The 13,373-nt window shown below is 71.3% G+C and carries 12 protein-coding genes; 9 read left to right on the plus strand and 3 right to left on the minus strand.

Features of this window, described 5'->3' with window-relative positions; all coding sequences use genetic code 11:
* Positions 1 to 79 precede the first annotated feature (79 nt).
* Positions 80 to 1,447 (plus strand): MocR-like pyridoxine biosynthesis transcription factor PdxR, encoded by a 1,368-nt coding sequence (gene pdxR / locus ACZ5VQ_RS11400; RefSeq protein ID WP_469104694.1) that lies wholly within the window; start codon positions 80 to 82, stop codon positions 1,445 to 1,447.
* A 134-nt stretch (positions 1,448 to 1,581) separates the two neighbouring features.
* A complete protein-coding gene (locus ACZ5VQ_RS11405) occupies positions 1,582 to 2,871 on the plus strand; it encodes an MFS transporter (protein ID WP_469104695.1) in 1,290 nt (429 codons plus the stop codon).
* On the opposite strand, the gene ACZ5VQ_RS11410 is transcribed toward ACZ5VQ_RS11405, so the two are convergent.
* From ACZ5VQ_RS11410 to ACZ5VQ_RS11420, 3 genes are all read right to left on the minus strand, one after another.
* Positions 2,846 to 3,685: a triphosphoribosyl-dephospho-CoA synthase gene (locus ACZ5VQ_RS11410; protein WP_469104696.1), complete on the minus strand. Its 840-nt coding sequence runs from the start codon at positions 3,683 to 3,685 to the stop codon at positions 2,846 to 2,848. The two genes, ACZ5VQ_RS11405 and ACZ5VQ_RS11410, sit on opposite strands and share 26 nt — an antisense overlap.
* A 33-nt stretch (positions 3,686 to 3,718) precedes the next feature.
* Positions 3,719 to 4,681 (minus strand): intradiol ring-cleavage dioxygenase, encoded by a 963-nt coding sequence (locus ACZ5VQ_RS11415; RefSeq protein ID WP_469104697.1) that lies wholly within the window; start codon positions 4,679 to 4,681, stop codon positions 3,719 to 3,721.
* A gap of 120 nt (positions 4,682 to 4,801) precedes the next feature.
* Entirely contained in the window at positions 4,802 to 5,257 is a 456-nt protein-coding gene (locus ACZ5VQ_RS11420; RefSeq protein ID WP_143643376.1) for an ATP-binding protein, read from the minus strand.
* Between the two features lie 224 nt (positions 5,258 to 5,481).
* On the opposite strand from ACZ5VQ_RS11420, the gene ACZ5VQ_RS11425 reads away from it, so the two are divergent.
* The 7 genes from ACZ5VQ_RS11425 to pheA all read left to right on the plus strand — a co-directional run bounded on the left by ACZ5VQ_RS11425 (position 5,482) and on the right by pheA (position 13,003).
* On the plus strand, positions 5,482 to 6,312 hold the full coding sequence (locus tag ACZ5VQ_RS11425) for a hypothetical protein (protein WP_469104698.1): 831 nt from the start codon (positions 5,482 to 5,484) through the stop codon (positions 6,310 to 6,312).
* Positions 6,313 to 6,440: 128 nt separating this feature from the next.
* The gene (locus ACZ5VQ_RS11430) at positions 6,441 to 7,187 is read left to right on the plus strand and encodes a YcnI family copper-binding membrane protein (protein WP_469104699.1); all 747 of its coding nucleotides are present in this window, start codon (positions 6,441 to 6,443) and stop codon (positions 7,185 to 7,187) included.
* A gap of 126 nt (positions 7,188 to 7,313) precedes the next feature.
* Positions 7,314 to 7,985 carry an SCO family protein gene (locus ACZ5VQ_RS11435; protein WP_469104700.1) on the plus strand — a complete coding sequence of 224 codons (672 nt, stop codon included), beginning with the start codon at positions 7,314 to 7,316 and terminating at the stop codon, positions 7,983 to 7,985.
* Positions 7,982 to 8,530, plus strand: coding sequence for a copper chaperone PCu(A)C (locus ACZ5VQ_RS11440; RefSeq protein ID WP_469104701.1), 549 nt, complete (start codon positions 7,982 to 7,984; stop codon positions 8,528 to 8,530). The genes ACZ5VQ_RS11435 and ACZ5VQ_RS11440 overlap by 4 nt, the downstream gene beginning before the upstream one ends.
* A 14-nt stretch (positions 8,531 to 8,544) precedes the next feature.
* Complete coding sequence (locus tag ACZ5VQ_RS11445; protein ID WP_469104702.1) at positions 8,545 to 10,542, plus strand: copper resistance CopC/CopD family protein; 1,998 nt, start codon at positions 8,545 to 8,547, stop codon at positions 10,540 to 10,542.
* Between the two features lie 8 nt (positions 10,543 to 10,550).
* A complete protein-coding gene (efeB, locus tag ACZ5VQ_RS11450) occupies positions 10,551 to 11,954 on the plus strand; it encodes an iron uptake transporter deferrochelatase/peroxidase subunit (RefSeq protein ID WP_469104703.1) in 1,404 nt (467 codons plus the stop codon).
* A 116-nt stretch (positions 11,955 to 12,070) separates the two neighbouring features.
* Positions 12,071 to 13,003 (plus strand): prephenate dehydratase, encoded by a 933-nt coding sequence (gene pheA / locus ACZ5VQ_RS11455; RefSeq protein WP_469104704.1) that lies wholly within the window; start codon positions 12,071 to 12,073, stop codon positions 13,001 to 13,003.
* Positions 13,004 to 13,373: the final 370 nt, after the last annotated feature.

Below are 13,373 nucleotides of genomic sequence, written 5' to 3' on the forward strand. Positions count from 1 at the left end.
GCGCTCCGGGGTAGCCGCACCATGTCACGGCCCCGCGCCCCTAAAAGAAGGGACGCGTTTCACTGAGGGGGACTTGTCTGTGGACGCGTTCTGGTCCGGCGTCGGTGTCGATCTGCACCTCGAACCCGACGCCGCCGACGGGCGCCGGGCCGGGCTCGAACGGGCGTTGCGCGATGCCGTACGGGACGGGCGGCTGGCGCCCGGGACACGGTTGCCCGCGACACGCCGGCTCGCGGCCGAGCTCGGGATCTCGCGCGGCACGGCCAAGTCGGCGTACGACCAGTTGATCGCCGAGGGGTATCTGACCGCACGGCAGGGGTCCGGCACCCAGGTCGCCCCGCTGCCCACCCCGGCTACGGACGCTCCGGAGGCGACCTCACGCGCGCGTGCACCTCGTTTCGATCTGCGGCCCGGCAGCCCCGACGTCGGTACGTTCCCGGCAGCGGCCTGGCTGCGGGCGCTGCGCCGGGCCATCGCGAGCGCGCCCTCCCTGGCCTACGACTACGGGGACCCGCGCGGCCGGATCGAGCTGCGGACGGCATTGTCCGGGTACCTGGGGCGGGCACGCGGGGTGATCGCCCCGCCCGAGCGGATCGTCGTGACCTCCGGGTACGTGCAGGGACTCGCGCTCCTCACACGCGTGCTGGACACCGGCGTGATCGCCATGGAGGACCCCGGCCTCCCCTTCCACCGGGACGTGGTGCGGCACAACGGCGGAACCGTGGCCCCTGTGGAGGTCGACGAACGGGGCGCCTCGGTACGGGGGTTGGACGACGCGGCGGCCGTCGTCGTCACGCCCGCGCACCAGTACCCGACGGGGGTGACCCTGCACCCGGAGCGGCGGCGTGCGCTCACCGACTGGGCACGCGCGCGTGGAGGGCTGATCGTCGAGGACGACTACGACGGGGAGTTCCGCTACGACCGGCAGCCCGTGGGCGCCCTCCAGGGGATGGCACCCGGACATGTCGTCTACCTGGGGACGGCGTCCAAGACACTCGGGCCCGCGCTGCGGCTCGGCTGGATGGTGCTGCCGCCGCACCTCGTGGACGCGATCGCCGACGCCAAGCTGCACACCGACCACCACACGGAGTCCATCGGCCAGCTGGCCCTCGCCGAAATGATCACCAGCCATGCCTACGACCGGCACGTACGCGCGTGCCGCCTGCGGTACCGGCGGCGACGGGACCAGTTGCTGGCCCGGGTGGGGACGCGGCGCGGTGTACGGGGCATCGCGGCGGGGCTGCACGCGCTGATCGACGTGACCGACGAGGGCGCGGTGCTGGCCCGGGCCGCGGAGGAGGGACTCGCCGTGGGCCACCTCGGGGAGCACTGGCACACGGCGGGCGGCGGACGGCCGCAGGGGCTCGTGGTCGGGTACGGGACGCCTCGGGAGCGGGTCTATCCGGAGGCGTTGGAGGTGTTGGGGCGGGTGCTGGAGGGGGCCTGAGGGGCCGGCCCGGGGCCTTGAGCCGGGATCTTGAGCTGGGGCTTGAGCCGGTGCTTGAGCTCGCTAATTGGGACAATAAAGTGCGTGGATATTGGACCTATTGAGGGTTCCATTCTGCCCGTAGCGTCGTAGTCATGACGAACCGAGTCGCACCCGCCGGAGTCCCCGCGAGGACGAGCCGTGTGATCCCTCCCGCGGGTCCGCAGCGTGTTCTGGCCCTGGCCCAGTTGAGCAACTCCGTCGGGGACGGTGCCTACTACGTCACGTCCGCCCTCTACTTCACGCATGTCGTCGGGCTCGCCCCCGCGCGCGTGGGGCTCGGACTCACTGTCGCGTGGGCGGTCGGGTCGCTGGTGGGCGTGCCCCTGGGACGGCTCGCCGACCGGTGCGGGCCGCGCGGCACGGAGGTACTGCTGGCGCTCGCGACGAGCGTCGCGGTGGCGTCCTTCCTCGTCGTACGCGGCTTCGTGCCGTTCGTGCTCGCGGCGTGCGCGTACGCCTCCGCGCAGTCGGGGCTCGCGGCGGCCCGGCAGGCACTGCTGGCCGGGCTGGTGTCCCGGGAGGAGCGGACGGGGCTGCTCGCGCACCTCCAGTCGACGCTCAACGCCGGTCTCGCGGTGGGAGCGGGGCTCGGCGGACTCGCGCTGCACCTGGGCACGCGGGAGGCCTACCTCGGGGTGTTCGCGCTGGACGCGGTGAGCTTCCTCCTGTGCGCGGCGGTGCTGCTGCGACTGCCCGTCGTGAAGCCGGTGCACACGCGCGTGGCCGACGAAAAGGGACGGGGCGACGCCCTCGGAGTGCTGCGCGATCGCCCGTACGCCCTGGTGACGCTTCTCAACACCGTGCTGTTGCTGCGGATGCCGCTGCTGAGCCTGGGCATCCCGCTGTGGATCGCCGAGCGGACCGAGGCGCCGACCTGGCTGGTGTCCGCACTCTTCGTGCTCAACACCGGTGCGGTGATGCTCTTCCAGGTGCGGATGGCACGCGGGGTGCGGGGGCCGACGTCGGCCACGCGCGCGGTGCGTCGTTCGGGACTCGTGATGCTGGCGTCGTGCGCGGTGTTCGCACTGTCGGCCGGGGTCTCGCCCTGGGTGGCGGTGGCCGTGCTGATGGTCGGCGCGGTGCTCCAGGTCGTCGCCGAGATGCAGCAGTCGGCGGGTTCCTGGCAGCTGTCGTTCGACCTCGCCCCCGCCGACCGGGTGGGCGAGTACCAGGGCTTCTTCGGTACGGGCGTGACGGTGGCGCGGACGGCGGGGCCACTGGTGCTGACGTCGCTGCTCGTGGGGTGGGGGACGCCCGGGTGGCTGCTCCTGGGCGGCCTGATGCTGGCGGCCTCGTACGCGATGGGGCCGGCCGTGCGGTGGGCGACGGACGGCCGGCCCGCCGCCGCACCGGTGGTCAGGCGGCCAGTACCGGTGAACTGACCGTCACCGGCAGCGAGTCCACGAACAGAGCCCCCGCGAGCAGCCCGCTGCTTCCGCGGGGGCTCCACGCGCGCGCGTGGAGGTCGTCGTCGAAGGAGGCGAGTGCCGCGCGGCCCGCCTGCGTGGACGTGCTCCCCGCCGCTATCACCCCGCGGGCGCCCGCCTGGACGTGCCGCAGGCCGTGCGGGCCGGCCGTGTAGAGCAACTCCGTGTCCTGGAGCGTCGACATCACGGTCATCAGGGCGTCGAGCCGGGCGTACGGCTCGGGGACGCCCGCCGAGCGGGCCGTGGCCAGTGCCTCCAACGCCCGCCGTACGTGCGGGAATCCGGCCCTGGCCTCGCCCCTCGCTCCGGCCGCGCCGTACTGCGCGGAGACCGACGAGCCGCGGGAGGGCCGGCGCGGCGCCCGCCGGTCGGGGTGCGCCGCGATCCGCTTGGCTGTCGCGGCCAGGTCGCGCCCGGTGGCGCGGGGTTCCAGGGCCGCCGCGGCGACCAGCAGGCCGAGCACCCACAGGGCTCCGCGGTGACCGCCGCCCGCCAGTGCCACCGAGTGCTCGGTGGAGCGCCCGATCGCGCCGAGCTCCGCCCTCAGTTCCGGTGTCGCCGCGCCGGTGCGGCGGGCGGCCGCCGCCATCGCCGCGAGGCCGGGCGCCAGCGCCTTGGCCGACCAGCGCAGCGAGCAGTGGTCCTCGCCGGTCGTGCGGGCGGCGAGATCGCGCGGGTCGGGCAGTCCGGGCTTGGGCTCCAGCGCCAGATGCCCGGTCAGCGCGGTCACGGCGGCGTGGGCCAGCGTCTCGTCCTCACGGCTGCTCATCGACTTTTCACGTCCTCTCATCGACGTAAACGCTTACGAGGAGGAGTCGGTGGAGGAGGCCGACGCGCTCGGGGCGTCGCTGGGGGCATCGCCGGGCGTGCCGCTCGGGGGCGTACCGCCACCACCGCCGCCGCTGCCCGCGCCCGTGTTCTCGGCGTCCGGGTCGATGCCGAGGGTGATGGATCCCTTGTAGCCCTTGGAGGGGTCCTTCTTGTGGACGGGCTTCAGGGTGAGCAGGCCGCTGGAGGCGCCTCCGCCGTCGTAGACCATGTCGTCGTCGAGCTTGGTCCAGGTGCCTGTGTGCTGCGAGTAGGGCTCCAGCTCGAAGATCTGCTCGGCGACGGCGTCGTCGAAGAAGAGCTGGCCGGTGAAGTTGACCTTGCCGCCCTCGTAGGTGCCGTCCTCCTTCTCGCCGCCGGTGTGCACCTTCACGTGGATGTGGCAGGTCCGCGGCGTGTACCAGCCGGGGACGATCGTCTCGAACTTGACGACCCCGTTGGCGTTGGCGACCTGGTAGCCGCGCAGGTACGTCTTGTCGTCGGCGGTCGAGCCGTCCTCGCTCTCTGCGGGCGCCGAGCCACCGGGGTTGGCCGTCGTGTAGCCGGAGTAGTAGCCCCAGGCGTCGCAGTGCCAGATCTCCACCGCCGCGCCGGCCACCGGGGCGCAGGACTCGGTGGTGTCCTGCACGGTGATGCGCAGGGTCAGCGGGACGCCGCTCTTGCCCTCGGTGATGTCCTTCCGCACGAGAGCGCCGTCCAGGTAGTACGGGCCCTCCGTGACACTGGACATGAGGACACAGGTGCCGCTGCTCGAACCGGCGGACGCGCTCGCGGCGGCCGTCTCCGTGGCCGTCGTCTCCGTGGCTGCGGCGGTCGTCTCGTCGGCGAAGGCGGACTGGTATCCGGCGATCGCGAGCCCGCTGGCCGCGACCGTTCCTCCGGTGACCGCGATCGCGCGGCGCCGGGTGATGGTCGTGTCTTTGTGTGTTCCCGTCATACCGGGAAAGCTAGGGACGCCGCCCGTCAGGGACATGGGGGGCGGCTGTGAGGACCCTGAGAATGCCGGGGAGGCCGAAGTCGGCGGGAAAACAGCCCTCCTAGTGCTGCAGAACGCCTTTTACGTGGCCACCAGCGGCGCGTCCTCGCGCCACTTGAGCATCTTGTCGAAGCTGACCACAGCGCCGCCGCGGCCCGGCTTGTTGCCGATGTGGACGTGGTCGGCGAGCTCCTGGATCAGACAGAGACCCCGGCCGTTCTCGGCGTCGCTGTGGGCGGGCCGGACCGGTGCGCGTCCCCGTCCCGACGGGAACCCGGGTCCGGAGTCGGCCACTTCGATGCGGCACGTCTCGCCGTCCAGATAGGCCGTGACCCGGTAGGCCTCGCCGGACTCCCCGTGGACTGACTCGCCCCCGTGCTCGACGGCGTTGGCGCAAGCCTCGCTCAGCGCGACGGAGAGGTCGTAGGAGATGTCGGGATCCACCCCTGCCGACTCCATCGTGCCGAGCAGCAGGCGCCGGGCGAGCGGCACGCTCGCCGCCTCACGCCGGAGATGGAGGGACCACCAGATGCTCATGCTCCAGCCTCCTGGCCGCGGCTCGACATACCGATACGTATTGCCGCACAGAGCCGGGTGTAAGCGTGCCGTTGACGTGATGCCGCCCATTCGGGGGATGTGCCGGCGCCATCCGCCGGTGTATGTGCGTACTACCAGTACCAGAACGTGACCTTCCGGAACGTACGTCACCTTGTGGACCTGCCGTGTGGAGCGGGTGAGCCCAGTGCGATGATGAGCCCGCCATGACTGCCCCCCACCAGCGCGCGCGCACCGGAGGTGATCTCCGGGTCCTGAGGGCCGCGGTGTTCACCGCGGTCTGTGTCGTGCTGGCCGCGGCCGGTCATGCGATCGTCTCCTGCGCCACGGTTCCCCTGTGGTCGCTGGGAGCCGGATTCCTCGCCGTCTTCGCCGTCGCGGCACCGCTCGCCGGGCGTGAGCGCTCCCTGCCGGGCATCGCCGTGCTGCTCGCGGTCGGCCAGACCGCATTGCACACGCTCTTCGGGCTCGGCCAGCACGGCACGGCGGCGACGGCGGCCACCGGTGCGGACGCCTCGCTCGTGGCCCGGGCCGCCCGGCTGGTGTGCGGCGCGTCCGTCGCGACACTCAGCCCCGCCCAGGCACAGCGGATCCTCGCCGACGCACGGCTGGACACAGTCGGCATGGCCGGAACGGGCGGGACGGGCACGGCTCACGCGGCCCACGAACAGGCGGGCGCCATGGCGTCGGCCGCCGCCGGAACGCCGATGTCGGCGCTGCCGTCGCTGTCCATGTTCCTCGGCCACGTTCTCGCGGCCGCCGCCACCGGATGGCTGCTGCGCCGCGGGGACATCGCGCTGCGGCGCCTCCTGCGCCTCTCGGCGCACGGAGTGGCCGAAGGGGCGCTCGTCTCCCTGCGCGGGGCCCTGGCGCTCGTACGCGCCCTGCTGGCGGGTCTCCCGGGCACGTCCCCCGAGGCGCCGCGCGTACCGCGGGCCACGGAGTACGTGCCACCGGCCGTACCCGCGACCGCTCTTCAGCACTCGGTCGTCCGGCGCGGTCCGCCGGCCCACGGGATTCTCACCCTCGCCGCCTGACGCGACGCACCACTTCTGGACGTATCACTCCCGGGGTGCCGTCGTGCGGCACGCGCGCGTGCCCGCTCTTTCGCACGCGCAACCCCGTTCTGCCACCGAACCAGTGCTGAAAGTGGAGTGTCCCTGCCATGAAGGCTTCCCGTATCGCCGCGACCGGTGCCGTCGCCGCCTCCGCCGTCCTCGTCCTGTCCGGCCCCGCGTTCGCGCACGTCAGTGTGCAGCCCGAGGGCACGGCCGCCAAGGGTGGCTACGCGACCGTCAACTTCAAGGTGCCGAACGAGCGCGACAAGGCCTCGACCACCAAGCTCGAAGTGAACTTCCCGGCCGACCACCCGCTCGCCTCGGTGATGCCGCAGGCCGTCGACGGCTGGACCGTCAAGGTCACCAAGTCCAAGCTCGACAAGCCGCTCGAACTGCACGGCGAGAAGATCAACGAGGCCGTCACCAAGGTCACCTGGACCGCCGACGGCAAGGGCATCCAGCCCGGCTACTTCCAGAAGTTCCCGCTCTCCATCGGCGCGCTGCCCGAGGACACCGACGAGTTGGTGTTCAAGGCGATCCAGACGTACTCCAACAAGGAGGTCGTGCGCTGGATCGAGACCCCGACGAAGGGCGAGGAGGAGCCCGAGACGCCGGCTCCGGTGCTCGCCCTGTCCGCCGCCACGGACGACCACCACGGATCCGCCTCCGCCGCCTCCGACGACTCCGCGGAGGCCGACGACGCGAAGGCCGCCGCCAACACCTCGACCACCGAGGCCGCCTCCTCCGACAGCAGCGACACCACGGCCCGCGTGCTGGGCGTCGTGGGCATCGTCGTCGGCGTGGCGGGCGTGGCGTTCGGCGTGCTCGCCGGTCGTCGGCGTACCACCGCGTAAGCCAAGTCCCACCCATCGAAACCACGGGACGCCCCACCGGGACCCCGGCCGAATCCGTTTTCCGGCCGGGGGTCCGGCCCGCCGCACAGCGGCGACCGGGTGAGGCGTCCCCCCGGAGAATGCACTATGCGCAAGAAGACGTACGCCGCGGCCGCACTGCTCGCCGCGGCCGCCCTGACCCTTTCCGCCTGCGGCAGCGGTGACGACGCCGACAACGCGGTCGCCGAGGTGTCCGAGGAGGCGGGCTCCGACAAGGCCGCGACGGTCCTCGACAAACCGTTCGAGAAGCCGGACCTCGTCCTCACCGACACACACGGCAAGCAGTACGACCTCCGCAAGGAGACCAAGGGCAAGCCGACGCTGATCTACTTCGGCTACACCAACTGCCCCGACGTCTGCCCGCTGACGATGAACAACATCGCCGTCGCCGAGAAGCAGCTGGCCCAGAACAAGCAGCTGTCGCAGGCCCAGAAGAACTCGCTCCGCATCGTGTTCGTCACCACCGACCCGGAGCGGGACACCTCCGCCGCACTCGGCAAGTGGCTCAAGGGCATCGACCCCGACGTCGTCGGCCTGACCGGCTCCTTCGCCACCATCCAGGGCGGTGCCCGGACGCTCGGCATCTCCATCGAGGCGCCGAAGAAGGACAAGAACGGCAAGGTCGTCTCGATGCACGGCACCCAGGTCATCGCCTTCTCCCCGAAGACCGACGGCGGTTACGTGCTGTACGGCGAGGACGCCACCGTCGACGACTACACCAAGGACCTCCCCAAGCTGATCAAGGGCGAGAAGCCGTGACGCGTCGTACGCCGTACGCCAAGGTGTCGACGGGAGCCTCGGCGGCCGCCCTCGTCGTGGCCGCCGCCCTGGCCCTGGCGGGCTGCGGCGACTCGGACTCCGGCTCCTCGGAACCCGAACTGTCCGTCGGCTCGCTCTACATGCCGCAGCCGGTCTCGGACTCCATGGCGGCCGGTTTCCTGGTCGTCGCCAACGCCGGTGGAGCCGACGACAGACTGTCCTCCGTCACCAGTGACATCGCCGGCGAGGTCACCCTCCACGCGACGTCCGGGCAGTCGATGACCGAGGTCAAGAACCTCGACGTCCCCGGTCACGGGAAGCTCGTCCTGGAGAGCGGCGGCAACCACCTCATGTTCGAGAAGCTGAAGCGCAAGCCGAAGGAGGGCGACAAGGTGTCCCTGGAGCTGCACTTCACCAAGTCCGGGCCGATGAAGGTCGAGATGCCGGTGAAGTCCCCCACCTACCGGCCGACGGCGACCACCAAATCGTCCATGCGGTCGTCCTCCAGGTCGTCCACGCAGTCGTCCTCGACGTCTCACCACTGAGGGAGGGACCAACCGTGAGTCAGACCATCGCTCCCCGCGTCCGGACGCTGCTGTTGCTGCTCCTCGCCGTCACCGGCGCGCTCCTCGCCGGGTCCGCGCCCGTCTCCGCGCACGCCGCCCTGACGACGAGCGACCCCCAGCAGGGATCGGTGGTCAAGGAGGCGCCGGCCCAGGTGTCGCTCACCTTCTCCGAGGGTGTCGCGATGTCCGACGGCTCGGTGCGCGTGCTCGACCCCAAGGGCAAGCGCGTCGACACCGGGAAGACCAGCGAGCAGGGCACCAACACGTACTCCGTGAAGCTGCACTCGGGCCTGCCGGACGGCACGTTCACCGTCACCTACCAGGTGGTGTCGGCGGACAGCCACCCCGTCTCCGGCGCCTTCACCTTCTCCATCGGGGCCCCCTCGACGACCTCCGTCTCCGTGTCCGACCAGGAGGCCGGCGGCGGAGTGGTGGGCGGGCTCTACGGCTTCGCGCGCTATCTCTCGTACGCGGGCTTCATCCTGCTCGTCGGCGGCGCGGCCTTCGTGCTGGCCTGCTGGCAGCGGGGCACCGGGGAGCGGTCGGTGCAGCGGCTCGTGGTCTCCGGATGGCTCGCGCTGACCGGGGCCACGCTCGCCATGCTGCTGCTGCGCGGCTCGTACACCGGCTCCGGGAAGGTCGGGGACATCTTCGACCTGACCCTGCTCAGCGATGTACTGCAGACCAAGACGGGCGCGGCACTGGTCTCACGCCTGCTGCTGCTCGCCGCGGGCGCCCTGTTCATCGCCGTGCTCTTCGGAGCGTACGAAAAGCGCGAGGACGACGAGGAGAAGGGCGATCTGACCTTCGGGCTCGCCATCGGCGGGTTCGTCGTGGCGGCAGGTCTGGCCGCGACCTGGGCCATGGCCGAGCACGCCTCGACCGGTATCCAGACCGGAATCTCGATGCCCGTCGACGTGCTGCACCTGCTCGCCGTAGCCGTCTGGCTGGGCGGCCTGTCGACGCTGCTCGTGGCGCTCTACCGCGCGCCGTCCATCGAGCCGGCCGCCGTACGCCGCTTCTCCCGCATCGCGTTCGGCAGTGTGGCCGTGCTGGCCGCCACGGGCATCTACCAGTCGTGGCGACAGCTCGGCTCCTGGTCCGCGTTCACCGGCACGTCGTACGGGCAACTGCTGCTCGTCAAGATCGGCCTGGTGGTCGTCCTCGTCGGCATCGCGTGGATATCGCGGCGCTGGACGGCGCGACTGTCGCAGGCACCGGCCACGAAGGCCGCGAAGACCTCGGCGGCCACGCTGGTCAAGGCCACCGCGAAGACCTCTGCCAAAGCTTCGGCCAAAGCCTCTGCCAAGGCCTCGGCGAAGGCTTCGGCGAAGACCTCCGCGGCGACCTCCGAGGAGGAAGACCGCGAGTCCGAGGACGAGAAGGAGCCGGCCGTCACTCCCGCGGGCAGCGGTGACGGCAAGCGGGCCACCCAACTGGCCCGGCAGCGGGCCGCGGTGGCCACCGCGCGCGAGAAGCGCGTGCGGGACGCCGATCCGGTCCGCTCGGGCCTGCGCCGCTCGGTGCTCGCCGAGGCAGGCGTCGCGGTGGTCCTGCTGGCCGTCACCACAGTGCTGACGTCCACCGAACCCGGGCGCACGGTGGAGGAGGCCGAGGCCGCCACCGCCGCCAGCTCGCAGGAGGCCACCGGGGCACTGGCCGTGGACATCCCGTTCGACACCGGCGGCAAGGACGGCAAGGGTCTCGCACGCGTCGAGATCGACCCGGCCCGCGTCGGCGGCAACGACATGCACGTCTACGTACAGCGGCCGAACGGCAAGGCCTTCGACATCCCCGAGGTCAAAGTCTCCTTCACCCTCAAGGCGAAGGACATCGGGCCGCTGCCCGTGGTCCCCGACCGGATCGCCACCGGACACTGGACGGCGAGCGGGGTACAGATCCCGATGGCGGGCAACTGGGCGATCGCGGTGACGGTCAGGACCTCCGACATCGACCAGGTGACCGTGGACAAGAACGCGCAGATCGGCTGAACGACACCATGGCTGAACAGTCCACTCCGGAGACGTCCTCCCCGGGTGCCCCTGCCGAAGGGGCACCCGGTCAGGGAGGCGTCTCCCAGAAGGCCACTGCCCCGAAGGGCGCTCCCAAGGGGGCCGCTGCCAAGGGGACCTCTTCCGAAAATGCCCCTCCTAGGGGGGCCGTTTCCCAAGAGGCCCCCTCCAAGGGCGTCATTTCGCGGCGCCGCCTGCTCGGTACCGCCGGTGCCACCGGGCTCGCGCTCGGCGCCGCGGGAGGGGCCGCCGGATACGCCGCGGCGCCCTCCGCCGACCGGACCGCGCTCCTCAGCTCGCTCGGCGCGGACGAGGTGATGTTTCACGGGAAACATCAGCCCGGCATCACGACCGCGCTGCAGGCCCGCGGCCACCTGGTCGCCTTCGATCTCGCGGCGGGTGCCGGCCGCAAGGAGGCGGCCGCCCTGCTGCGGCGCTGGTCGACGACGGCCCGGCGGCTGATGGCGGGCGAGGCGTCCGCGAGCGCCGACACGGACGTGGCGCGCGACGCCGGACCCTCGTCCCTCACGGTCACCTTCGGCTTCGGCCACAGCTTCTTCGCCCGTACGGGACTGGAGAAGCAGCGGCCGATCGCCCTCGACCCGCTGCCCGACTTCTCCTCGGACCACCTGGACAAGGCGCGCAGCAACGGCGACCTGTGGGTGCAGATCGGCTCGAACGACGCCCTGGTCGCCTTCCATGCCCTGCGCGCGATCCAGAAGGACGCGGGGCAGGCGGCGAAGGTGCGCTGGCAGATGAACGGCTTCAACCGCTCGCCAGGGGCCACCTCCCAGCCCATGACGGCCCGCAACCTGATGGGGCAGATCGACGGCACGCGCAATCCCAAGCCGTCGGAGTCCGACTTCGACCGGTGGATCTTCGTGCCCGACGCGGGCGACCCGTCGTGGATGGCAGGCGGCTCGTACGCCGTCGTACGCCGTATCCGCATGCTCCTCGACGACTGGGAGAAGCTCTCGGTCAAGGCGCAGGAGGACGTGATCGGGCGGCGGAAGACCACCGGGGCACCGCTCTCCGGCGGCACCGAGACGACCGAGATGGACCTGGAGAAGACCGACGCCGACGGTGGGCTCGTCGTCCCCATCAACGCCCATTCCCGTATCACCCGGCCCGACGAGAACGGCGGCGCCGCGATGCTCCGCAGGCCGTTCTCCTTCCACGACGGCATCGACGCGGACGGCGTCCCGGACGCTGGCCTGCTCTTCGTCTGCTGGCAGGCCGACCCGCTGCGCGGCTTCGTACCGGTGCAGCGCAAGCTCGACCGCGGTGACGCGCTGTCCACGTACATCCGGCACGAGTCGAGCGGCCTGTTCGCGGTGCCGGGCGGGGCAGCGGAGGGGGAGTACGTGGGGCAGAGGTTGCTGGAGGGGTGAGATCTGCTCGCTGGGGCGACTGAGGGAGCCGGGACGGCTGGGACCTGAAGCGGGAGCCGGGACGCCTGGGACCTGAAGCGGGAGCCGGGCCGCGCAAGGCCCATTAGGGTGAGGCCATGCCAGCCAGCTACGCGTATCTCGGCCCCGAGGGCACCTTCACCGAAGTCGCTCTGCGGACTCTTCCGGAGTCGGCCACCCGGCAGCTCATCCCGATGGTGTCCGTGCCCGCCGCGCTCGACGCGGTCCGGGCCGGCGAGGCCGAGGCCGCGTTCGTACCGATCGAGAACTCCGTCGAGGGCGGCATCACCACCACGGTCGACGAACTGGCCGTCGGCGAACCGCTGATGATCTACCGCGAGGTCCTTCTCTCGATCACCTTCGCGCTGCTGGTCCGCCCGGGCACGAAGCTCTCGGAGATCAAGACGGTCAGCGCGCACCCGGCCGCGCAGCCGCAGGTCCGCAACTGGATGAAGAACAACCTCCCGGACGTCATCTGGGAGTCGGCGGCCTCCAACGCGGACGGCGCCCGTCTGGTGCAGGAGGGGCGCTACGACGCGGCCTTCGCGGGCGAGTTCGCGGCGGAGCGGTACGGCCTGGAGGCCCTGGAGACGGGGATCCACGACGCGGAGAACGCGCAGACCCGGTTCGTCCTGGTGGGCAGGCCCGCCCGGCCCGCGGCGCCGACCGGCGCGGACAAGACCTCCGTGGTCATCTGGCAGCGCGACGACCACCCGGGTGCCCTGCTCGAACTCCTCCAGGAGTTCGCCGTCCGCGGGATCAACCTGATGCTGCTGCAGTCCCGGCCGACCGGCGAGGGCATCGGCAACTACTGCTTCGCCATCGACGCCGAGGGTCACATCGCGGACCGCCGCGTCGGCGAGGCACTGATGGGCCTCAAGCGGATCTGTCCGCAGGTGCGGTTCCTCGGCTCGTATCCGCAGGCCGACGTCGACCCCAGGGACGTACGCGCGCCGCGGGCCGGTACGTCGGACAGCGAGTTCGCGGCGGCCTCGGACTGGCTGGCGCGCTGCCAGGACGGCCGGTTCTGAACGGGCTTCGCTGAACGCGGCTCACTGAGCGGGCTTTTCTCACTGCTGCCGAGCGGCCACCCGTTGGCAACCCGGCAGTCACTGGCCGTCCTCCGGGCGGCTTCTCGGGCGGATCTGTCGGCTCCGCCGGCCCGTTTCGGCCGGTCCTACCTGCAGATTGTCTCCATCCACAGAAGTTATCCACAGGCTCGCTTCTCGACCTGGGGACAAGTCGACAACGAAGCGCGACTCAGTCGACAAATCGGCCTACAGCCCACAAGTCCGTCCACAGCCCCATCGGTCACCCTTCGTCCACCCGTTTCTGTTGACCAATCCCATAGAGCGAACCATTTCCACTCGAAAGTGCGTGTAGGGAGGGTTTGGTCCGGGA

It is taken from the genome of Streptomyces sp. NPDC033178, from assembly GCF_055577685.1.